This is a genomic window from Leifsonia sp. 563, assembly GCF_040545055.1.
In the GTDB taxonomy this organism is placed as follows: Bacteria; Actinomycetota; Actinomycetes; order Actinomycetales; family Microbacteriaceae; genus Leifsonia.
Genome location: NZ_JBEPLE010000003.1, coordinates 376,828 through 398,045, shown reverse-complemented (window position 1 = coordinate 398,045; position 21,218 = coordinate 376,828). Strand labels below are relative to the sequence as shown.

The window sequence follows — 21,218 nt, the reverse complement described above, 5'->3', positions numbered from 1 at the left end:
TCGGTTCGGGTGGGTCACTTGAGTCCGGAGAGGGCGAAGCCCTGCACGACGTAGCGCTGGAAGACGACGAAGACGATCAGGATCGGGACGACCATGAGCGTGGAGGCGGCCATCTGCAGCGACGGGTTGGTGGCGATCTGCTGGTTGAGCAGCGAGAGCCCGACGGAGAGCGTGTAGAGGTTCTGGTCGTTGGCGATGATCAGCGGCCAGAGGAAGCTGTTCCAGCCGGCGATGAAGGTGAGAACGACCTGCACCGCGAGGATGGGGCCGGACATCGGCAGGATGATGCGGAAGAAGATGCGCCACTCCCCCGCCCCGTCCATCCGGGCCGCCTCGACGATCTCGGTGGGGATGGTCGCCATGAACTGCCGGAAGAGGAAGACCGCGAAGCCCGAGACGAGCATCGGCAGGGCGATGCCGATCAGGGTGTTCGTCAGTTTCATCCCGTTGAGGATGAGGTAGCTCGGGATCATCGTGACCTGGCCCGGGATCATCATGGTCACCAGCACGAGGAAGAACAGGGCGTCGCGTCCCGGGAAGCGGAACTTCGCGAACCCGTAGCCGGCCGCGGCCATCAGCAGAAGGCCCAGCATGCAGATGACCACGATGATCAGCGTGTTCAGGAGGTACCGGCCGAAGTCGAGCTCGGTGAAGAGCTGGACGAAGTACTGGAAAGTGGGCTCCTTCGGCAGCAGCTGCGGCGGGTAGGCGACGGATTCGCTGCGCGGCTTGACCGACGCGAACACCATCCAGAGGAAGGGGAACGCGGTCGCCAATGCGCCGATGGCCAGCAACGCGCCGATGATCACGGTGCCGACGCGGCCGCGGCGCACACGGCGACGGGGTGCGGCCGCGGGCTCGTCGTCGCCGGGCCCGTCGGTGACGAGCCGGCGGCTTCCGCGGGCGAGCAGCTCAGTAGTCGACATCGGATCTCCTCAGACGCAGCTGGACGACGGTGATGATCGCGATGATCGCGACGAGAACGACCGAACCGGCGCTGGCGTAGCCGAACTGGCTCGACGAGAAGCCCTTCTGGTACAGGAAGAGCGAGATGGAAGTGGAGGCGCCGAGCGGGCCGCCCTTGGTGAGCACGAACGGCTCGTCGAAGAACTGGAGCCAGGCGATCACCGTCGTGATGGTCACGAAGAAGATCGCGAACCGCAGCAGCGGGATCACGATCGACCACGTGCGGCGAGCCCCGGAGGCCCCGTCGATCGATGCGGCCTCCAGATACTCCTTCGGCACGCCCTGCAGGGCGGCGAGGAAGATGATCACGTTGAGACCGAGCCCCCGCCAGACGGCGACGAGCACGACCGAGAACTTGACGACCGTCGGGTCGGAGAGCCAGGGCACGGGTGGCAGCCCCACCAGCGACAGCAGGTAGTTGAAGAGGCCGAACTGCGTGTTGTAGAGGTACCCCCACACGAGCGCGACGGCGACGATGGCCGTGATGGCCGGGACGAAGTAGAAGGAGCGCAGCGCACGGAAGAACCGCCCCTGCGACCGGTTGAGGGCGAGCGCGATGAGGAGCGAGAGCACGATCACACTGGGCACGCCGATGAAGGCGAACAGCGCGGTGTTCCCCAGCGCCTGCCAGAAGGCGGGATCGGCGAACAGGGCCGCGTAGTTGTCGCCTCCGACGAACTGGATGCGCGACCAGTTGCCGAGTCCGGCGAGGTTCATGTCGGTGAAGCTGACGAGGAGGGCGACGGCGATCGGCAGGATGCCGAACGCGATCAGGAGCAGCATCGCCGGGGCGACGAACGTGTAGGGGACGAGTCGGGTCTTCATGGCCTCATGGTCGGCGGTGCGCGGCGACCGGGGCCACCGCGCACCGCCGGGTCTCATTTCGCGGACGTTCCGCTGGTGGTGGTGAACAGGTTCTTCAGCGTCTCGTCGCGATTCGCGCCGGTCAGCACGATGGAGTTCAGCGAGTCGAGCAGCGCCTTGCCGGTCTCACCGTCCCAGTTCGGGACGAGGGGCAGCAGCCGCGACGAGGCGAGCTGCTTCGTGTAGACCGCGACCATCGGGTCGGCGGAGAGCTTCTCGTCCTCCAGCGCCTTCGTGACCGTCGGGAGCTGCCCGTCGGACTCGTACCACTTCACCTGCACGTCGGGCTGGGAGAGGTAGTCGAGCAGCTGAAGGGCACCCGCCTTGTTCTTGGTGGAGCCCCAGACGCCGAGGTTGGAGCCGGCGAGGAGGGACGTGTCCTTCTCGGCCGCCGGGACCGTCGTCACGTTCCACTTGCCGGCGAGCTCGGGAGCCGCCTGCGAGATCGCCGCGGCCAGGTACGGTCCGCTCACCAGCATGGGCGTCGTGCCGGTCACGAACCCCTGGGTCTGGTCGAAGTCGCTGTTGGTGGGAACGCTCTTGTCGGCGTAGAGGCCGGTGTAGAGGTCGACCGCCTTCTCGAACTCGGGCGAGTCGAAGTCGATGGTGCCCTTCGAGTTCACGATCTCGCCGCCCTGGTCCCACGTCATGATGACGGGGAGGGCGCTGTCCCACTGCGGGATGTAGTAGCCGTACGAACCGTTGCCGCGCGCGGTGAGCTTCTTCGCGTCGGCGCGCAGTTCGTCCCAGGTGGCCGGAGGAGCGTCGATTCCCGCGGCGCCGAGGATGTCGCTGCGGTAGAACAGCACGCGGGTGTCGGACACCCAGGGCACCGAGACGACCTTCCCTCCGATGGCGGTGGCATCGCCGGCGACGCCCTCGACGAAGTTGGATGCGGCGAGGTTCGGGTAGTCGCCGAGCGTGGCGTCGTCCAGGGTCATCAGAGCGCCGCTGTCCGCGTAGGTGCGCAGCTTGGAGAGACCGATCTGGACAACGTCGGGCCCGTCTCCGGAGGCGACGGCCGTCGTGAACTTCTGGTCGACGTTGTCCCACGGGATCGCGACGGTCTTGACGTCGATCCCGCTCTTCTCCTCGAACGGCTTCACCAGCGCGTCGAAGTGGGCGGAGCTGTCTCCCATGACCCAGACGGTCAGGTCCTTTCCGGCGGTCGCGTCGCCGGACGAGCCGGAGGAGGAGCAGCCGGCGAGGGTGGCGGCGGCCAGGGCGGCGGTGCCCAGGGCGAGCCAGCGCATTCTCTTCATCGAGATTTCCTTTCGGGTGTGCAGGGGTGTGCAGGTGGGTGCGGGTGGTGGATGCCGGCTATGGGAGGTCGGCGGTGGTGAGACGGGCGTGCTGCGACACGAGGTCGCGGTACCAGCGGGCGCTGAGCTTGGGGATGCGCTCCTGGGTGCGGTAGTCGACGTAGACGATCCCGAACCGTTTGGAGTAGCCCTCCGCCCACTCGAAGTTGTCGAGCAGGGACCAGACGAAGTAGCCGCGCAGGTCGACGCCGGAGGCGATCGCCCGGGATGCGGCGGCGAAGTAGCCGGCGAGGTAGGCGACGCGTTCCGTGTCGTCCACACCGCCTTCCGGGTCGACGTAGTCGTCGAAGCTGGCGCCGCTCTCGGTGATGTAGACCGGCAGGCCGGAGTACTCGCGGGAGATGCGGAGCAGCACGGCGTGCAGCGAGTCCGGGATCACGGACCAGCCGAACGATGTGGTCGCCGGCTGCGCGGGGGTCTCGCGCACGCCGAACGGGGCGGCCGGGTCGGCCGTGGCGATCACACGCTGGTAGTGGTTGAGGCCGACGAAGTCGACGGGTGCCGAGATGACTGTGAGGTCGCCGTCGTGGATGAGGTCCGCGAGCCCGTGAGGATCGAGGAGGGCGTGCACGCCGGCGCCGTACTCCCCGCGGTACACCGGGTCGAGGAACACCCGGTTGCTCACGGCGTCGAGGCGGTCCGCGGCAGCGGCGTCGTCCGGCCCCTCCCCCGCGACGATGTCGGTGACGATGTCCGTCACGCCGACCCGCGCACCGGGCAGAGCAGAGCGCAGAGCGCGCAGGGCCAGCCCGTGCGCGAGGTTGAGGTGGTGTGCGGCAGCGGTGGCGAGCCGGAGGTCGCGCCGGCCCGGCGCGTGTGCTCCGTAGCCGTAACCGAGGAAGGCGGAGCACCACGGCTCGTTGAGGGTGATCCAGTCCTGTGCGAGGTCGCCCAGCGCGTCGGCGACGCGGGCGGTGAACTCCTCGAAGCGCAGCGCGGTCTCCCGCTCCGGCCAGCCGCCGAGATCCTCCAGCCGCTGCGGCAGATCCCAGTGGTAGAGGGTCACGAAGGGCCGGATGCCGCGCTTCGCGAGCCCCGTCAGCATCCGCCGGTAGAAGGCGACGCCCTCCGGGTTGAGCGGGCCGCGCCCGCTCGGCTGGAGTCGCGACCAGGAGAGCGAGAACCGGTACGCGGTGAGGCCGAGCGACGCGATCAGGTCGAGGTCGGCGTCGAGCCGGTGATAGTGGTCGCAGGCGATGTCACCCGTGTCTCCGCGATGCGTGAGGCCGGGCGTGTGGCTGAAGGTGTCCCAGATGCTCGGGCCGCGTCCGCCCTCGGCCGCTGCGCCCTCGATCTGATAGGCCGCGGTGGCGACGCCCCAGAGGAAGTCCGGGGGGAAGTCGACCGGGAGGCCGCTCGGGTCGGTGAGAGTCATGGAACTCCTTCATTCTTTCTCTAGGTCTTAGAATAAGGCATGGATCAGCAGGGATGCAAGAGGCCGGCCCGCAGGCCGGCCTCTTGTCCCCGTGTTCTCAGTACGACGAGTAGACGGTCACCTCGTCGATGGTCCACCACTGCGGCGCGACGCCGGTCTGGGTGATCCGGATGTAGCGCGCGGTGGTCGGGGCGATCGAGATCGGCCGCTTCCAGCCGTACGCGATTCCGTTGGCGGCGGTCGACCAGGTGGAGCCGTCGAGAGACGTCTCCACCGTGAAACCGCGCGGGTAGTCCCACTTCGAACCGCTCGCGGTCTGCACGGTCACCATGGCGACCGTGCGGTTCGCGCCCATGTCGATCCGGTACCACTCACCGCCGGCCATCGCCTGCCCGCTCTGCCACGACGTGCCGTTGGCGCCGTCGATCCCGGCGGCCGCGGACGAGCCCGCCGCCGTCGTGGAGGCGGTCGCCGTCCACCCGGTGTGACTGATCGCCGTCGGCGAGAAGGTGGACAGGCCACCCGCGTACTTGGCGATCGTGCCGACGAACCGGGTGTTCTGGGTGAAGTTCGACGTTCCGAACTGCGCGAGCTTCGACTGGAACGTGGCGGCGTCGTCGCTGTTGATCACCGGGACCGGCTTGCGGTTGTCGTAGTAGAGACCCCAGTAGGCGAAGCCGTCGTCGGCGGAGCCCTTGACCTTGTACGACCAGTTCGACCACGAAACGCTCGACGCGTTCAGACCGGCCATGAACCGGGCCCAGACGTCGTCGTTGTAGTACAGCGAGTACTCGCCGTAAAGGATCGGAACCCCGGGGTTGGAGAGCTTGGCCGCGAGGCCGCCCAGCTCGTTCGTCACGAGCTGGTTCTGCGCCGTCCAGTCCTTCGAGTTCGGCATGTCGTACGGGTGGTACTCGTAGGCCACATTGGTCCAGCCGTACGTCGACGGCGGCGCGATCTTGTCGAGGCCGAAGAACGCCCCGAGGAAGATCGTGTGGTCGGCGTCGATCGCCCGGACGGCGTCGTAGAGGCGGTCGTAGTACGCGCTCTTCTGGGCCACGTCGTCCGCGTCCTCGCCGTAGTCGATCAGCGGCTCGTTGATGAGGTCGTATCCCGCGACGGCGGGGTTGCCGTTGTAGCGCGTCGCGATCTTCTTCCAGGTGTCCTCGACCCAGTTCTGGTAGGTGGCACTGCCCCAGAACCCGTTCGGGTTCGGACCGATGCGGCCGCAGGAGCCCCACGGGCAGCCTCCGCCCGGCACCGTGTGCAGGTCGATGAGCGTGTAGATGCCACGGGAGGCGGCCTGGCTCACGACCCAGTCGATCTTCGTCCATGGGTTCGACTTCCACGTGCCGTCGAGGTTGAGGAACACGTTCCAGCCGATGGGCACGCGGATGAAGTTCATCCCGGTGGCCTGGATGTTGTCCAGGTCGGTCGCAGTGAACCAGGTGTCCTGATGCGTGCCGACCACCGAGGCCGTCGTCGCCGTTCCGAACCGCGAGGTCATCGTGTTCGTCAGCGAGTAGTCGTCGTTGTAGAGGCCCGCCGTGAGCTCGCCGATCGACCACCAGTTGCCCGCCGATCCGGTCTGCGTCAGGCGCACGTAGCGCGCGGCCTGGGCCGTGAACCCGATCGTGGTGGCCTTCCGCGTTCCAACACCGGAGGCGACGGTGCTCCAGGAGGAGCCGTCTCGCGACAGCTGGAGGCTGTAGCCGCGCATCCAGTCGTCCTCATCTGTGGTGTTCTTCGCCGTGTCCGTGGTCACGTTGTTGAGCGTGACGAGCGCGCCCATGTCGACGGTCACGGTCTGCCCGGGCGCTTGGGCCGCCCCGGTCGTCCAGCGGGTCCCGGTGTTGCCGTCGAGCATGGCGGCCGGGGTCGCACCGACCGACGAGACGACGGACCAGCCGCCGCGGTCGAGGGAGGTGCCGCTCGAGATCGCGACCTCCGCCACCGACCACCATTGCGTGGACGTCCCGTTCGAGACGATCCGGAGGTAGCGGCCGTTCTTGCTGCCCTGGAAGTCCGCCTGCGTGACCCGGTTCGAGCCGTATCCACTCGCCACCTGGGTCCAGGTGGTGTTGTCGTAGGACGTGAACACGTCGTAGATGCGCGGGTAGTCGTTGGCCGTGGCCGCGCCGGCGTCGAAGAGCACCTTGTCCATGTCGACGTTGCGGCCGAGGTCGATCGTCAGACTCTGCCCGGGCGCCTGAGCGGCTCCCGTCTGCCACACCGTCGAGGTGTTCCCGTCGAGGACCATCTGCGCGGTGGTGCCGGGCGCGCTCGCCGAGGCGGTGGCGGTGTGCGTGCCGTTGAAGAGCACCGGGTCGCTGTAGAGGTTGATCTCCCCGACCGACCACGGCGTCGCCGCCGTGCCGGTCTGAGTAGCGCGCACGTACCGGGCGACCTGCGGAGTGAACTTGACGGTGGTCAGGCCGTCCGTCCCCGCCTGGGTCGCGACGCTCGTCCAGGTGGTGCCGTTGGTGGACGTCTCGATGTTCAGGGCGCGCGGCCACTGGCCGGCGTTGGCCGTGTTGTCGACGGTGAGCCGGTTGAAGAGCGTGTTGGCGCCCAGGTCGAGCCGGATCCACTCCCCGCCGGCCTGGTTGGCCCCGGTCGTCCAGCGGCTGGTGCCGGAGCCGTCCAGGGCGTTCGCGGCGGTGCCGGCCGACGCGGTCACGGTCCATCCGGTCCGGTCGGCCGCGAACGCGCCGAGCGGGGACATCCAGTCCTCTTGCGTGAGCCAGCCGCCGATGTTCGTCCCGCGGAGGTTGACGGTGGATCCGGTCCCCGACGCCTTCTTCAGGACGTTCCCGTTGGCCTTCAGGAAGTCGGTGGCGGTGAGAGCCGCGGCGTTGGCCGCGGTGACGGGCAGGACGGCTGTCGCCGCCACGGCCGCGGCTGTCACCAGCGCGGCCACTACGTATCGTTTCACGATCCTCCTTGATCGGTACGCGGAACGTCTGGTCGTTCCGTCGCACGTAGCATCGCGAGGACCGCGCCACTTTGTCAAGAGCTTAAATTAAGTCAAACCCTAAGCGGCGACGTCACGCCGAGCCTCCGGGAAAGGCCCGGAGCGCGCGCTCCGCGACCGCCATCAGCGCACGGCGGGATGCGCCGGCGGCGGCCTGCACCGCGAGGCCGGCGCTCACGGTCGAGAGGTAGCGCGCGAGCTCGGTCGGGCTCTCCCCCGGCGGAAGGTCGCCCTCCGACCGCGCGCGCCGGAAACGCTCGGCGAACCTCCGCTCGCCTGCTGCTCTGCTGTCGGCGAGGAAGCGCACGATCCGCTCGTCCTCCGGACTGCCCGCGAGGCCGCCCTGCACCGAGAGGCACCCCGCCGGCTTGCCGGGCCGGGTGATCGCCACGACGTTGCTGCGGAGGTAGTGCTCGGCGACGGCCCGTGCCGTCGGCTGGGCCAGCGCCTCGGAGACATACGCCATGTCCACCGCTGAGTAGCGCTCGACCGCGCGACGGAACGTGGCCTCCTTGTTGCCGAAGGCCGCATAGAGGCTGGGCCGTTTGATGCCCATGGCATCCGTCAGATCGTCGAGCGTCGTCCCCTCATACCCCTGGCGCCAGAACACCTCGATCGCGCGGTCGAGCGCGTCATCGGTGTCGAATCCCCGGGGGCGCCCGCGCGTCGCCGTCATCTGCGACCCCTTTCTGTACTGAGCTGGAAAAAATTATCGCTCAGACGGAATACTCGGGCAAGCCCGTGGTTTTCTGTACCAACTGGAACAGAATCCAGGACAGAGAACCGGAGGACATCATGAGCACCGCATCCACCACCGCAGCACCGACCACGCCCCTCACCCTCGCCGGCAAGCGAGCCCTCGTCACCGGGGGCTCCCGCGGCATCGGCGCCGGCATCGCCCGCTCGCTCGCCGCCCACGGCGCCGAGGTCGCGATCACCTATTGGTCGTCGCCCGAGCGCGCGACGGCTCTGGTCGATGAGATCACCGCTGCGGGGGGCACGGCTGTCGCCATCCGCGCGAACAACGGAGACGCCGCGGCGGCCCGGGAGGGCGTCCGCGACGCCGTCCAGGCGCTGGGCGGCCTGGACATCCTGGTCAACAACGCGGGAGGCGGATGGTTCGAGCCGTTCACCGAGACGCCGGACGAGCACATCGAGCACACCATCGACCTCAACGTGCGCGGCACCGTGTACACGACGCAGGCGGCGCTCGAGAGCCTCCCCGACGGCGGGCGCATCATCACGATCGGCAGCGTCAACGCCGAGCGGATCCCCTTCACCGGCGGTGCGGTCTATGGGCTCACGAAGGCCGCGATGGTCGGCTTCACCAAGGGGCTCGCGCGCGACCTCGCCGCGCGCGGCATCACCGCCAATGTGGTCCAGCCGGGCCCGATCGACACCGACGGCAACCCGGCCTCGGGCGAGGCCGGCGACTACCTCGCCGGGTTCACGGCGTTCGGCCGCTTCGGCCACAGCTCCGACGTCGGCGAGCTGGTGTCGTGGATCGCCTCCGACGCCGCGGGTTACATGACCGGCTCCGCGGTGACGATCGACGGCGGCTGGACGGCCTGAGCCGATCGGCCCGCGGCCGAAGTCGGACATCGATCGACTTCGGCCGCAGGCCTGGCGCGGGGTAGACCGCTCGGTACGATGGGGGCATGGTCGTCGACGCGGACTCGGTACAGCAGGCGGAGTTCCGGCGACAGCGGGCGCTCGCAGGCCTCGGCATCCTCGATTCGGGGCCGGAGGCACGGTTCGATCGCATCACGCGGTTGGCCCAGCAGCTCTTCGACGTGCCCATGGTGAGCATCACGCTCATCGACCAGAACCGCCAGTGGCGCAAGTCGCAGCTGGGCCTCACCACCGAGGCACCACGCGAAGGCGCGTTCTGCGATGTCACCGTGCGGCAGGATGCCGCCCTCATCGTGAGCGATGCCTCCGTCGACGATCGGTTCAGCGACAACCCGTTCGTCCTCGGCGACCCCCACCTCCGCTTCTACGCGGGCGAGCCGCTGCACGCCCCCGGCGGCGACGCCGTCGGCACGCTGTGCGTGCTGGACACCGTCCCCCGCGAGCTGAGCCCGGAGCAGGAGCGCGTGCTGCGCGACCTGGCGGACTGGGTGCAGGCCGAGCTCGACCGCGACGACGAGCTGGACCGCGCGGCCATCGCGCAGAAGGGGCTCCTCCCCCGGCGCCAGCCGCGCGCTCCCGGCTTCGACGTCGCTGCAGCATGCGAGCCGTCCCGCGGCGTCTCCGGCGACTTCTACGACTGGTACGACGTCGACGACGACTTCTGCGTCTCGGTCGCCGACGTCATGGGCAAGGGTATGGCCGCCGCGATCGTCGCCGCCTCCGTGCGCACCGCTCTCCGCAGCGCGATGGACCTCGCCGACCTTCAGGCGTCCGTCGAGGCAGCCTCGCGCGTCGTCGAGGAGGACCTCGACCAGCTGGCGACGTTCGTCACCCTGTTCCACGCCCGCGTGCATCCGGACGGAACCATCGACTACCTCGACGCCGGTCACGGGCTGGCGATCATCGTGCGGCACACCGGGCGGTTCGAGCGGCTTCCCGCCGGATCCCTGCCGCTCGGCCTGCCGGTGTTCGAGCCGCGGACGCCCGGACGCATCCAGCTCGGCCCGCGCGACGCCCTCCTGTGCGTCAGCGACGGCATCCTGGATGCACTCGGCGGCGACCACGCCCTGACCCGGCTGGAGGCCATCGTGCGCGGCTCGGCGACAGCGGCGGGTGCGGTGTCCCGCATCCTCAGCGCTGCCCGGCAAGGCATCCCGATCGACGACATGACGGCCGTGGTCGTGCGACGGAGCGATCGGTGAGGCCCGTGCTGCTGCGCGTCGTCGCGCTGCTCGCCGTCCTCGCGGGCGTGAACTACGTGGTCTGGCGGTGGCTCGCGTCGGTCAACTGGGAGGCGTGGTGGATCGCCGTCCCGCTCGTCATCGCCGAGACGTACAGCCTCGTCGACACCTTCTTCTTCGCCCTCACCATGTGGCGCATCCGCATCCGCAACGGTCCGGACGCCCCGGCCGCCGGCACCGTCGACGTGTTCATCACGACCTACGACGAGCCGGTCGACCTGGTCATGACGACGGCGGCCGCGGCTCGCCGCATCCCGTACCCGCACACCACCTGGGTGCTCGACGACGGCGACCGGCCCGAGATGCGCGCCGCTGCCTCCCGGGAGGGCGTCGGCTACATCACGCGCACCGAGGACTGGACCGACAAGCCCCGGCACGCCAAGGCCGGCAACCTCAACAACGCCCTGCTGCAGACGGACGGCGAGTTCCTGCTCATCCTCGACGCCGACCAGATCCCCGAGCCGGAGATCCTCGAGCGGACGCTCGGCTACTTCGCCGACCCGAAGGTCGCGCTGGTGCAGACACCCCAGTACTTCTCGAACGTCGACGACGCCGACCTGCTCGGCAACCAGGCGCCTCTGTTCTACGGACCCATCCAGCAGGGCAAGGACGGCTGGAACGCGGCCTTCTTCTGCGGGTCCAACGCCGTGCTGCGCCGCGACGCCCTGATGCAGCTCGGCATCTCCGGCTACGTCCGGGACGTCGAGCGGACCGTGCGCACGTCCCTGCGCGCCGCCGAGCGGATGCTCACCAAGACCGAGCGCGCCTCCCACCTCGACCCGGAAGCAGCCGCCCTCGTCGGCGAGCTGCGCGGACACGTCCACGAGGCGAGCGAGAGCCTGCGCGCCGGACAGAGCGTCGGCGAGGTGACCTTCCGGCTCCGGGAGCAGGTGGATGCGATCTCGCGCGCGGCCGTGCGCGGCCACCTGACCTCGGTCGAGGCGGACCTCGCTGCGATCGCGCAGCTGCCCGTCCAGGCCGACTCCGAGCTGCCGGCGTTCGTCGTCGACGAGGTCGCCCTCGACCGCCTGGCGGAGCGCGACTGGTCGCCCCTCGGGGCCATCGAGTCGGTGCAGAGCATCACCGAGGCCCTCGCCGTCGACCGTCCGGACCAGGCGCAGCCGGTCATGCCGATGGCGACGATCTCCGTCACCGAGGACATGGCGACGGCGATGCAGCTGCACGCCAACGGCTGGCGGAGCGTCTACCACCACGAGCTGCTCGCGACCGGGCTCGCCCCGGAAGACCTCGGGACGATGCTGAAGCAGCGCCTGCGCTGGGCGCAGGGAACGCTCCAGGTCATGCTCAAGGACAATCCGCTCCTCAAGCGCGGACTCGACGCCGGGCAGCGGCTCATGTACTTCGCGACGATGTGGAGCTACCTGGCCGGCTTCGCCGCGATCGTCTACCTGGCGGCTCCCGCGATCTACCTGCTGGCGGGCGTCATGCCGGTGACCGCCTGGAGCGTCGACTTCTTCGCCCGCTTCATCCCGTACTTCGTGCTGAGCCAGCTGATGTTCCTGATCGGCGCGCACGGCATCCGCACGTGGCGCGGCCAGCAGTACGCGCTCGCCCTGTTCCCGCTGTGGATCAAGGCGTGCTGGACCTCCGCGGCCAACGTCTGGTTCAAGCGTCCCCTCGGCTTCGTCGTGACACCGAAGGAGCGCAACGGCCGTGCGCCCGTCCCATGGCGCGAGATCTGGCCGCAGCTGACCGCGATGGCACTGCTCGTCATCGCCGCGATCGTCGGAATCCTGCGCGTCATCGCGGGGACGGCCGACGGCGTCGGGACACTGGTCAACACGGTGTGGGTCGTCTACGACCTGGTGGTGCTCAGCATCATCCCCCGCGCCGCCCTGTACCGAGGCCCCGCCGCTCACGCGGCGAGGAAGGAGAACCCCCCGCGATGAACATCACGACGACACTCCGCGACGACGGCGTCGCCGTCCTCGCGGTGGAGGGGCGGATCAACCTCGTCAGCGCCCCGGACCTCCGGCGCGCCGTTCAGAGCGTCGTGGACGAGGGCAGCGCGCGCGTCGCCGTCGATCTCAGTGCCGTCGAGTTCATCGACTCCTCCGGCCTGGGCGCTCTCATCAGCGGCCTGAAGACCGCCCGCACGGCCGGTGGCGATCTGCGGCTCGCCGCTGCGACCGAGCAGGTCACCAGCGTGCTGCAGCTGACCAACCTCGACCGCATCCTGCGCGTCTACCCGTCGCCGGACGACGCCTACCGTGACTGAGCCGTTCCGGGATGCGTTCCGGGCGCCGGCCGACCTGGAGACGATCGGTCGCGTCCACGAGAGCTTCGAGCGGCTCGCGGAGCAGCGGCCCGACCTCCCCGCGCAGGTCCGCGGGGCGTTCGAGCTGGCCGTCGTCGAGGTGGTGACGAACGTCGTCACGCACAGCGAGGACGACCGTCCGGTCCGCGTCGAACTCGTCATCCGGACCACGACCGGTGGCCTGGAGGCGATCATCACGGATGACGCACCTCCCGCCGATGTGGATGTGGTCGACCCGGCCATGCCGGAGGCGGAGGACCTCGCCGAATCCGGCCGCGGCCTGGCGCTGGTGACCATGCTCGTGGACCGCTTCGAGCACGACACTCTCGACGGGACCGGCAACCGCTGGCTGCTGGCTCTCGGCTAGGCCGCGTTCGACCGTCGCGCGGGACTCACCCTCGCGCCGGTCTCACCATCGCTGGTCTCACCGTGCGCGGGCGAGGAACGGGTCGATGACGGCCCAGGTCGCGTCCGGCGCCTCGAGGTGCGGGAGGTGCCCGGCGGCGGGAACTTCGGCGAACTCCGCACCGGGGATCGCGGCGGCGACCGCACGGCCGTAGGCGGGCGTGACGATGCGGTCGCTCTCGCCGAACACGACGAGGGTCGGAATGTCGATCGTCGCGAGCCGATCGAGGAGCGTCGGGTCGCTCATGCTCGCCCCGGCGACGGCGGCCATGGTCCGGCCGTTGGACAGCTGCACGGCACGCTGCTCGTCCGTGAGCTGGGCCGGGTCGCGGTATCCGCGGTCCGGGTCGTGCCACGCGGCCTCGGCCAGCCCGCGGGCGTCGAGGGCGAAGAAGTCGGCGACCGGCTCCCCCTCGACGACCGCGCCGACGCCGTCGATGTCGATCACCGCGCCGATCACCCCGGCACACCGTTCGTCGGCAGCGGCCTGAACGGCCATCTCGAGGGCGATCCACCCGCCGATCGACGATCCGATCAGGACGACGCCGTGCTCGCCGTCATCGAGGAGACGCGCCAGGTACGCAGCGGCGAGGTCGCGGATCGACGCGATGTCCTCCGGGCGGGCGGTTCCCTCCCAGCCCGGATGGGTCGGCGCAGAGGCGTGCATGGTGGCGCCGAGATGGCCGACGATCGGGGCGACGGTCTGCGGGCCGCCTCCGCCGTGGAGCACCAACGCGGTGCGGCCGCTCGGGTCGCCGGCCTGGAGGGTGGGCAGATCTTCGGGAAGTGAGGGGTTCATGATGCGCCTATCTAAACATGTTTATCTACGAATGTTGATACAGTAGCACCATGACCACGGATCTGGAACAGCTCGGCCTGGCGATCAAGCGCGCGCAGTACCGCAACCACCGGACGATGGACGCCGCTCTGCGCGACGTCGGCGTGAGCCTGGTGCAGTGGGACGCGTTACGGGCGATCGAACGGATGCCCGGCGCGTCCGGCCACGACCTCGCGGTGACGACCTTCCAGAGCGATCAGGCGTTCGGCACGCTGGCGAACCGCCTGGTCGAACGGGGTCTCATCTCGCGCACCGCCGGCCGCGGGCGACGCATCGAGCACTCGCTCACGGAAGCCGGGAGGGATGCGCTGCGCGCGGGGCACCGCGTCGCCGCGGACGTGCTCGAGGATCTCTTCGCACCCCTCGACGAGAGCCAACGTGCCGCGCTTGCCACCGGACTCCGGCTCCTCACGGACGAGCAGGAGGCCTCGGGGCTCGGCTAGGCGCCCATCGCCCGTCGGGCGATGGCCGTGATGACGCGGGCAGGAAGCAGCCGGATGGCGGCAACGGTCACGGCGTTCGCGGCGCCATCCACCACCGCGGGGCCGGTGCCCTCCAGCGCCCGCAAGACGGTGCGCGCCACCTGGGCGGGCTGCCGCATCCCCTTCCTCTGCGAGGTGTTCATCGGGGTCCGTGTCGGTCCCGGGCTGACGGCGACCACCCGCACCCCGGCACCCCTCGTCTCCGCCCACAGCGCCTGGGTGAACGAGAGGACGTACGCCTTGGACGCGGCGTATGCGGCCAGGATGGGCGCGGGAGCGTAGGCGCCCGTGCTGGCGACGTTCACGATCGCGCCGTGCCCGCGCTCCACCATTCCGGCCACGACGGATGCGGTGAGTTCGGTCAGCGCACCGACGTTGAGCTCGACGAGGCGGCGGAGGACCGTGGGATCCGAGTCCGCCACGAACCCCCGCGAGCTCATCCCCGCGCTGTTGACCAGGAGCTCGATCTCGATGCCGGCGTCTTCGACGGCCTCGAGCACGTGGGCGACCGCTCCCGGCTCGGCGAGGTCGACGGCGATCGTGAGCACGGCGACGCCGAACCGCGTTTCCAGGTCGGCGGCCGTGACCTCCAGCTGACGCGCATCCCGGGCGACGAGGACCAGGTGGGTTCCGTTGCGCGCGAGCTCCGAGGCGACGGCCGCGCCGATCCCGGTCGAGCCGCCCGTGACCAGGGCATGGCGATCCTTCAGCTGCATCAGTGATGTCATGACGGCTAACCTAAACATTGACGTCAATGTCAAGGTCAAGCGGAGGTGGATCGTGCGGATCGGCGAGTTGAGCACGCAGACCGGTGTCAGCACGCGAGCCCTCCGTTACTACGAGCAGCAGGGCCTCATCCACAGTCGCCGCCTCCCGAACGGCTACCGGGACTATGGCCCGCAGACCGTGGACGTCGTGCTGTTCGTCCAGGACCTCTTCGCCGTCGGCCTCCCGTCACGGCTGCTTCGCGACATCATCCCGTGCGTCGCCGGGGGCGGCACGTCCTCCCCGCCCGAGGATCTCCTCGCCCGCGTGATGGCGGTCCGCGACGACCTCCTCCGGCAGGAGCGTCGCCTCCGCGAGCGCCGGAAGACGCTCGACGACTATCTCGCCGGCCGGTTGCTCCCGTCCGGGGCCGCCGCCGTGCACGAGTCCCAGTCTGTGTAATCGTTCAGAAACACGTTCGCCCGCTCCGCGAAACAGCGGCCCCCTAGCGTCGACCCTGTCGATGGCGCCGCTCTCTCAGCCGCTGGCCCACCCCCGGGGCCGGTACTGGACCGTTCGCCGGTCGTGCTCCTCGACGCCGCGAGTCTCCCCTTCCTGCCGCTGACGGCGGTCGCATCGGCGACCCCACCCGCCCGCGAGCCCCCTCGCCCGCTCAGGAAGGCACTACCCGATGCATCACACCCCCAGGCGACTCGTGCGCCTCCTCGCCGCCGCGGCGGCCGCGCTCGCCGGCCTCGGCCTCGCGGTCGGCGCAGCGGCGCCCGCTGTCGCGGCGCCCGCGGTGACCGGCACCACGGTCTCCGCGCCGTCCGCCGTCACCGCCGGCGACTCGTTCACCGTGACCGTGACCCTGACCGGCGCGACCGACGTCTTCGGCTACGAAGCGGTACTCGCATTCGACCCGGCCGTCGTGGCGTATGTCGACGGCAGCGCGGTCGTGCCCGCCGGAGGATACGACGCCGTCACCACCTCCTCCGGCACCGTGGACGTCATCTACACGCGGCTCGGCACCTCCCCCGCGCTCTCCGGCACCATCGCGTACACCCTGACGTTCACCGCGAAGGCCGCGGGCTCGACGGCGTTCACGCTCCGCTCGCTCTCGCTGGTGGACCCCGCATCGGCCGTGACGCCGCTGTCGAACGCCGCAGTGAGCCCGGCCGTCGTGGTCTCGCCCGCCTCGGTCCCCGGCCCGCCCACCGGCAGCGGTCCGTCCACCGGGTCCTCGCCTGGCTCGGGCTCCGGCTCGGGCGCGGCGACGAGCTCGTCCGCATCCACCTCCGATGATGACCTGGCCTCGACCGGCTCCGATGTCGCTCCGTACCTGATCGCCGGCGCCGTGCTGGTCGTACTCGGCGCGGCCGTCGTCCTGATCGCAGTCCGCCGCCGCCGTGCAGGAGAAGCCCGATGACCGCCCGCCGACCCGCCCAGAGGAGCGCCACCGCCATGCACACCCGAACAACTGCCCGCCGCGCCACGACCACCGTCGGCGCGGTCGCAGCCCTTGCCGCACTCGTCGCCACCGGCGCCGTCGTCGCTCCCGCCGCAGCCGCCCCCGCGGCGAGCGCCGCCGAGCCGTTCCTCGCGCCGTATTACACGGCTCTCGACCTGACCGGGGACAAGCAGGTCACGAAGGCCGACCTCGACGTGCTGACCGATCACCTGGGCGCCACCCCTGCATCGGCGGGCTGGTCCACCGTCGCGGCTGCCGACTCCGACACGGACGGCGTCATCACCGTCAAGGACGTCGTCGCGCTGTCGCAGCGGATGATCTACGACGACGGACCGTTCGAGCTGGTCGAAGCCTCTGCTCTGGACATGCAGGCCGCCATGAACGCCGGCGTCACCACGTCCGTGAAGATCACGCAGGAGTACCTCGACCGGATCGCCGCGCTCGACCGGACCGTGGTCGACCCGGGGGCCGGCGGCCGCGCGCTCAATTCGATCATCTCGACGAACGCCCAGGCGCTGACGATCGCGGCGCAGGCCGACGCCACCCGCGCGCAGAAGGGGATGACGAGCATGCTGCTGGGCGTCCCGATCGCCGTCAAGGACAACTACGACACCGCCGACATGCCCACGACCGGTGGATGCGGCTGCTGGGACGCAAACCAGACGAGCGATGACGCGACCATGGTGAAGAACCTCCGTGCGGCGGGGGCCGTCATCCTCGCGAAGGCCAGCCTGGACGAGTTCGCGTACGGGTTCGTCTCCGAGTTCTCCTCGTTCCAGGACCCGGGCAAGACGCTGCTCGTCGCCAGCCCCCTGAACACCACCAAGACCGCCGGAGGCTCCAGCGGCGGGACGGGCGCGGCCATCGCGGCGAACCTGGCGGGCATCGGCTTCGGCACCGACACGGGAGGCTCGATCCGTGTGCCGTCGACCTACAACTCGCTGGTCGGCATCCGCCCCACCGTCGGCCTCACCAGCCGCGACGGCATCATCCCGCTCGCCCTCACCCAGGACACCGGCGGCCCGATCGCCCGCAGCGTCACCGACGCGGCGGTCGCGCTCGACGCCGTCACCGGAGTGGATGCAGCCGACCCGATCACGGCGGAGCAGCAGGGCCACGTCCCGGCCTCGTACACCGCAGCACTCGACCCGACGGCGCTGAAGGGCAAGCGGATCGGCATCGTCACCACCATGCTCGGCAGCAATGCGACGGTCCTCCGACTGTGGGCGGACGCGAAGGCGAAGCTGGAAGCGAAGGGGGCGACGGTCGTCGAGATCACCACCGTTCCCGCCGCCTTCACGGCGACGCTGAACGAGGGAAGCGGCAGCACCAACGAGTTCAAGCACGACCTGAACATCTACATCCAGAACCACCTGGCCCCGAACGTCACCGCCCGGTCGATCGACGACATCCTGGCCAGCGGGCGCAACGTCACCTCCCGCAACAGCATCTACACCTCGCGCAACAACGTGACCGACGCGCAGTACCAGGCGTGGGCGGGCCCGAGCGGAACGCACACGGCGGCGATCGCCACCGGCAACGCGACCGTGACGCAGCTGATGAACGACAACGCGCTGGACTCGCTGGTGTATCCGAGCGGATCCCCGTACAGCACCATCAGCACGAACATGCGTCTCAGCCCCAACACCGGGATGCCCGCCATCACGGTGCCGATGGGGCAGGCCGTCGCCACCGACGGAACGAACCCCGTCGTCGGCGCCAACGTCAACCTCGAGTTCCTCGGGCGCGACTACGACGAGAGCGGCATCATCGGCCTGGCCTACGCGTTCGAGCAGGCGACGCACGCGCGGGCGACCGCGCCGCTCTACGGCCCGCTGAAGTAGGGCGACCGCCCGTCCGAGACGAGCGTCCCGGCCATCCCGCCGGGGCGCTCGTCTCCCCTGGCCATCGCGGACGCCACGAGCCATAGTGAGCGCATGCGCGAAGTGATCAGCACCTCGGATGCACCGAGCTCCCCGTTCTACAGCCAGGGTGTGAAGGCGGGGGACTTCATCCATATCTCCGGCCTGGTGGGGGTCGACGTGAACACGGGGAGACCCGCCGGCCCCACGATCCAGGAGCAGACGCGGCAGGCACTCGCGAACTGTCGCGCTGTTCTCGCGGCGGCGGATGCCACGTTGGACGACGTCGTCGAGGTCGGGATCCTCCTCAGCGACCCGGCCGACTTCGCCGGGATGAACGAGGAGTACCGATCGTGGTTCCCGAGCGAGCCGCCCGCTCGGTATGCGGCGAAACTCGGCGCCGTGATCCCCGACGTGCTGATCTCCATCCGCATGACCGCGTACGTCGGCGACCGCCGGAGCGGCTCCTGATTCGTTTCTCTGCGACGCCACCTCGATAGGCTCGATCGCAGCAGCCGACCGTGAGCAGAGAGGAAGAGACGCATGCATGCCGTGCTCGAGTACACCTACGGCGACGACTACCTGACCGCTCGGGAGGCGCACCGCTCGGCCCATCTCACGGCAGCGTGGGCTGCCGTCGAGCGCGGGGAGCTCGTGCTCGGAGGCGCTGCCGGGGACGGCCCGTTCACCGGCCTCCTGATCTTCACCGGCGAGGACGCGCTCGAGACCGCGCGTTCCTTCGCCGCCGTCGATCCGTACGTCACGGAGGGCGTCGTCAGATCCTGGACCGCCCGCCCCTGGCGCACCGTCGTCGGAAACGACGCAGCCACGCCGGTGCGCCCGTAGGCGCAGCTCGGCTCTCAGCTCACCAGCTCTGATCGGCCGCGCGGACGAAGACCTCGTTGACGGCCACGCGCCGGTCGCTCGTCACGATGTACGCCACGGCGTCCGCGATGTCCTCCGGCTTCAGCCGTTCGATGGCGCCGGTCTGCGCCTCGACACCGGCCCGGAGTTCCTCTCGCGTATGTGATGCGAGTTCGGTGTCGACGTTCCCGGGCTCGACGACACTGACGCGGACCCGCTGTGCCTGCATCTCCTGCCGAAGGGCTTCGGTGAAACCGTTGACGCCGAACTTGGTGAGGTTGTAGACCGCCGTCCCCGGACGGGCGACGCGCCCGGCCGAGGAGCTGATGTTCACGAGATCCGCGGTTCGCCGCGGTGCATCGGAGGCCGCCTTCACCAGATGGGGCAATGCCGCTCGCGACATGTACAGGAGCCCGAGGATGTTGACGTCGACCATCCGCTCCCACTCGCCTTCCGGCGCATCCGCGAAAGGCCCGACGAGCATCGCGCCGGCGTTGTTGACGAGCGCATCCAGCCGCCCGAACGCTGCGACGGCCTGCTCCACGGCGCTGTCTGCGCCCGCGCGAGTGGTGATGTCCGCGACGACCGCTCTCGCCACACCACCGTTCGACTCGATCTGCTCGACCACCTGATCCAGGCGCTCGCCTCGGCGCGCGACGAGCACGACCGCGGCGCCCTCGGCCGCGAGCTTACGAGCCGTAGCGGCGCCGATACCGCTGCTAGCGCCGGTGACCAGCGCGACTGTCCCTGTGAGTGCGTTCGACATCTTCCCTCTCCTGACTGACGGCATGCGGAGCCGACTCCGGTTAATGTAGCACAAACGGAGCCGACTCCGTATACGGAGCAAAACGAGTCAGGGTCGCTGCGCCACCAGCCCGTCGATCAGGAGGGAGACGAGGCGCGAAGCGAGTTCACGCTGACGCTCGTGCTCCGCGATGAGGGTGATGCCGCCGAGCGCCATCAGCACATCGTGGGGAACGATGTCAGGACGGAGCACCCCGTCTCGCCGGCCGGCGTCGACGAGCGCGCTCACCGCACCCTCGAGGGCCTCCCGGCTCTGCGCCCTCAGCCCGTCGCGAGCGGCGAGGATCATCGGGAGGGCGTCCGACATCCCCTGTTTCGTGAGCATGTAGTCGACGAAGCGCTCCATCCACGCCCGCAGCGCATCGATCGGCGCCTGCTGTTCCAGCAGTTCTCCGGCTGCTGCGGCCAGCCGAGCGTTCTCACTCCGGTACACGGCCTCGATCAGGTCCTCGCGCGTGGGGAAGCGACGGTACAGCGTGCCGATCCCCACGCCCGCTTCCGCGGCGATCGCCTTCAGCGAGGCGTCCGCGCCCTCCCGCGTGAAGGCCGCCGCGGCGACCTCCAGCAGTCGTTCGTGATTGGCCTGCGCATCGGCCCTCAGGGGTCGAGCCACGGTGTCCTCCTTGCCGGATGGACGATGTCGTCTCATCCTCCGCCGTAAGCGGATCTAGCTCCGCTTAGATCCTAAGCGACCGACGCGGAGCTACTGCAGGCAGAACTCGTTGCCCTCCGGGTCGCGCATCATGATCACGAACTCCTCGTAGGGGCCCCAGTACCCGAGAAGGGTCTTCTCCTCGGTGGCACCGAGGGCGATCAGGCGGTCGCGCTCCGCTTCCAACTCCTCACGCGAGGCGCGGCGGTCGTCGAACGGCGTGATGTCGAGGTGCACGCGGTTGCGCTGCCGTCGCTCGCGCCGGTACCGACTGAAGTAGAACCGTTGATGCGCCGGGTTCTGATCCCACGCTTCGGCGCGATCCGCGATCTCCTCGTCCGTCATCCCGGAGGCCTTGAGCTCTGCCACATCCTCCGGGTCCCAGCCAGTCGGTTCCGGGTAGCCCATCACGGCGCTCCAGAAGCGCGCCAGCTCGGTGGGATTCTCGGCGAAGAACGTCACGTTCGCAATCCGGGCGGTCAT

The 21,218-nt window shown here is 69.6% G+C and carries 22 protein-coding genes; 11 read left to right on the top strand and 11 right to left on the bottom strand.

The window, feature by feature from the left end; all coding sequences use genetic code 11:
* Nucleotides 1-14 precede the first annotated feature (14 nt).
* From ABIC47_RS12425 to ABIC47_RS12400, 6 genes are all read right to left on the bottom strand, one after another.
* Nucleotides 15-926, bottom strand: a complete 912-nt coding sequence (locus ABIC47_RS12425; RefSeq protein WP_354480772.1) for a carbohydrate ABC transporter permease — start codon at nucleotides 924-926, stop codon at nucleotides 15-17.
* Nucleotides 913-1,791 carry a carbohydrate ABC transporter permease gene (locus tag ABIC47_RS12420; RefSeq protein ID WP_018189549.1) on the bottom strand — a complete coding sequence of 293 codons (879 nt, stop codon included), beginning with the start codon at nucleotides 1,789-1,791 and terminating at the stop codon, nucleotides 913-915. The genes ABIC47_RS12425 and ABIC47_RS12420 overlap by 14 nt, the downstream gene beginning before the upstream one ends.
* A 53-nt stretch (nucleotides 1,792-1,844) precedes the next feature.
* Nucleotides 1,845-3,092 (bottom strand): extracellular solute-binding protein, encoded by a 1,248-nt coding sequence (locus ABIC47_RS12415; RefSeq protein WP_269457361.1) that lies wholly within the window; start codon nucleotides 3,090-3,092, stop codon nucleotides 1,845-1,847.
* Between the two features lie 58 nt (nucleotides 3,093-3,150).
* On the bottom strand, nucleotides 3,151-4,527 hold the full coding sequence (locus ABIC47_RS12410; RefSeq protein ID WP_354480770.1) for a GH1 family beta-glucosidase: 1,377 nt from the start codon (nucleotides 4,525-4,527) through the stop codon (nucleotides 3,151-3,153).
* A gap of 97 nt (nucleotides 4,528-4,624) precedes the next feature.
* A complete protein-coding gene (locus tag ABIC47_RS12405; RefSeq protein WP_354480768.1) occupies nucleotides 4,625-7,462 on the bottom strand; it encodes a discoidin domain-containing protein in 2,838 nt (945 codons plus the stop codon).
* Nucleotides 7,463-7,574: 112 nt separating this feature from the next.
* Nucleotides 7,575-8,177: a TetR/AcrR family transcriptional regulator gene (locus ABIC47_RS12400; protein WP_018189545.1), complete on the bottom strand. Its 603-nt coding sequence runs from the start codon at nucleotides 8,175-8,177 to the stop codon at nucleotides 7,575-7,577.
* 119 nt (nucleotides 8,178-8,296) lie between these two features.
* Between ABIC47_RS12400 and ABIC47_RS12395 the strand changes: the two genes are divergently transcribed.
* The 5 genes from ABIC47_RS12395 (at nucleotide 8,297) to ABIC47_RS12375 (ending at nucleotide 13,019) form a co-directional block, all read left to right on the top strand.
* A complete protein-coding gene (locus tag ABIC47_RS12395) occupies nucleotides 8,297-9,073 on the top strand; it encodes an SDR family NAD(P)-dependent oxidoreductase (protein ID WP_089880339.1) in 777 nt (258 codons plus the stop codon).
* An 86-nt stretch (nucleotides 9,074-9,159) separates the two neighbouring features.
* A complete protein-coding gene (locus ABIC47_RS12390; protein WP_354480766.1) occupies nucleotides 9,160-10,335 on the top strand; it encodes a PP2C family protein-serine/threonine phosphatase in 1,176 nt (391 codons plus the stop codon).
* Nucleotides 10,332-12,284, top strand: coding sequence for a glycosyltransferase family 2 protein (locus ABIC47_RS12385; RefSeq protein WP_354480764.1), 1,953 nt, complete (start codon nucleotides 10,332-10,334; stop codon nucleotides 12,282-12,284). Before ABIC47_RS12390 ends, ABIC47_RS12385 begins: the two co-directional genes overlap by 4 nt.
* On the top strand, nucleotides 12,281-12,613 hold the full coding sequence (locus ABIC47_RS12380) for an STAS domain-containing protein (protein ID WP_018189541.1): 333 nt from the start codon (nucleotides 12,281-12,283) through the stop codon (nucleotides 12,611-12,613). Before ABIC47_RS12385 ends, ABIC47_RS12380 begins: the two co-directional genes overlap by 4 nt.
* The gene (locus ABIC47_RS12375; protein ID WP_089880332.1) at nucleotides 12,606-13,019 is read left to right on the top strand and encodes an ATP-binding protein; all 414 of its coding nucleotides are present in this window, start codon (nucleotides 12,606-12,608) and stop codon (nucleotides 13,017-13,019) included. The genes ABIC47_RS12380 and ABIC47_RS12375 overlap by 8 nt, the downstream gene beginning before the upstream one ends.
* A gap of 57 nt (nucleotides 13,020-13,076) precedes the next feature.
* Here ABIC47_RS12375 and ABIC47_RS12370 read toward each other — a convergent pair whose 3' ends face one another.
* Nucleotides 13,077-13,856 (bottom strand): alpha/beta fold hydrolase, encoded by a 780-nt coding sequence (locus ABIC47_RS12370; RefSeq protein ID WP_354480762.1) that lies wholly within the window; start codon nucleotides 13,854-13,856, stop codon nucleotides 13,077-13,079.
* Nucleotides 13,857-13,906: 50 nt separating this feature from the next.
* Between ABIC47_RS12370 and ABIC47_RS12365 the strand changes: the two genes are divergently transcribed.
* Nucleotides 13,907-14,338, top strand: coding sequence for a MarR family winged helix-turn-helix transcriptional regulator (locus ABIC47_RS12365; RefSeq protein ID WP_354480760.1), 432 nt, complete (start codon nucleotides 13,907-13,909; stop codon nucleotides 14,336-14,338).
* On the opposite strand, the gene ABIC47_RS12360 is transcribed toward ABIC47_RS12365, so the two are convergent.
* Nucleotides 14,335-15,105: an SDR family NAD(P)-dependent oxidoreductase gene (locus ABIC47_RS12360; RefSeq protein ID WP_354480759.1), complete on the bottom strand. Its 771-nt coding sequence runs from the start codon at nucleotides 15,103-15,105 to the stop codon at nucleotides 14,335-14,337. The two genes, ABIC47_RS12365 and ABIC47_RS12360, sit on opposite strands and share 4 nt — an antisense overlap.
* On the opposite strand from ABIC47_RS12360, the gene ABIC47_RS12355 reads away from it, so the two are divergent.
* From ABIC47_RS12355 to ABIC47_RS12335, 5 genes are all read left to right on the top strand, one after another.
* On the top strand, nucleotides 15,104-15,544 hold the full coding sequence (locus ABIC47_RS12355; protein WP_354480757.1) for a MerR family DNA-binding transcriptional regulator: 441 nt from the start codon (nucleotides 15,104-15,106) through the stop codon (nucleotides 15,542-15,544). The genes ABIC47_RS12360 and ABIC47_RS12355 overlap by 2 nt on opposite strands.
* 229 nt (nucleotides 15,545-15,773) lie before the next feature.
* Nucleotides 15,774-16,511, top strand: a complete 738-nt coding sequence (locus ABIC47_RS12350) for a cohesin domain-containing protein (RefSeq protein WP_354480755.1) — start codon at nucleotides 15,774-15,776, stop codon at nucleotides 16,509-16,511.
* Nucleotides 16,508-18,397, top strand: coding sequence for an amidase family protein (locus tag ABIC47_RS12345; protein ID WP_354480753.1), 1,890 nt, complete (start codon nucleotides 16,508-16,510; stop codon nucleotides 18,395-18,397). The genes ABIC47_RS12350 and ABIC47_RS12345 overlap by 4 nt, the downstream gene beginning before the upstream one ends.
* 93 nt (nucleotides 18,398-18,490) lie before the next feature.
* Nucleotides 18,491-18,886 (top strand): RidA family protein, encoded by a 396-nt coding sequence (locus tag ABIC47_RS12340; protein ID WP_354480751.1) that lies wholly within the window; start codon nucleotides 18,491-18,493, stop codon nucleotides 18,884-18,886.
* 72 nt (nucleotides 18,887-18,958) lie between these two features.
* Nucleotides 18,959-19,261 carry a YciI-like protein gene (locus tag ABIC47_RS12335; RefSeq protein WP_020075822.1) on the top strand — a complete coding sequence of 101 codons (303 nt, stop codon included), beginning with the start codon at nucleotides 18,959-18,961 and terminating at the stop codon, nucleotides 19,259-19,261.
* Between the two features lie 19 nt (nucleotides 19,262-19,280).
* On the opposite strand, the gene ABIC47_RS12330 is transcribed toward ABIC47_RS12335, so the two are convergent.
* The 3 genes from ABIC47_RS12330 to ABIC47_RS12320 all read right to left on the bottom strand — a co-directional run bounded on the left by ABIC47_RS12330 (nucleotide 19,281) and on the right by ABIC47_RS12320 (nucleotide 21,218).
* The gene (locus ABIC47_RS12330; RefSeq protein ID WP_354480749.1) at nucleotides 19,281-20,045 is read right to left on the bottom strand and encodes an SDR family NAD(P)-dependent oxidoreductase; all 765 of its coding nucleotides are present in this window, start codon (nucleotides 20,043-20,045) and stop codon (nucleotides 19,281-19,283) included.
* 87 nt (nucleotides 20,046-20,132) lie between these two features.
* Nucleotides 20,133-20,696 (bottom strand): TetR/AcrR family transcriptional regulator, encoded by a 564-nt coding sequence (locus tag ABIC47_RS12325; RefSeq protein ID WP_354480747.1) that lies wholly within the window; start codon nucleotides 20,694-20,696, stop codon nucleotides 20,133-20,135.
* Between the two features lie 90 nt (nucleotides 20,697-20,786).
* Nucleotides 20,787-21,218, bottom strand: a complete 432-nt coding sequence (locus ABIC47_RS12320) for a VOC family protein (RefSeq protein ID WP_089880306.1) — start codon at nucleotides 21,216-21,218, stop codon at nucleotides 20,787-20,789.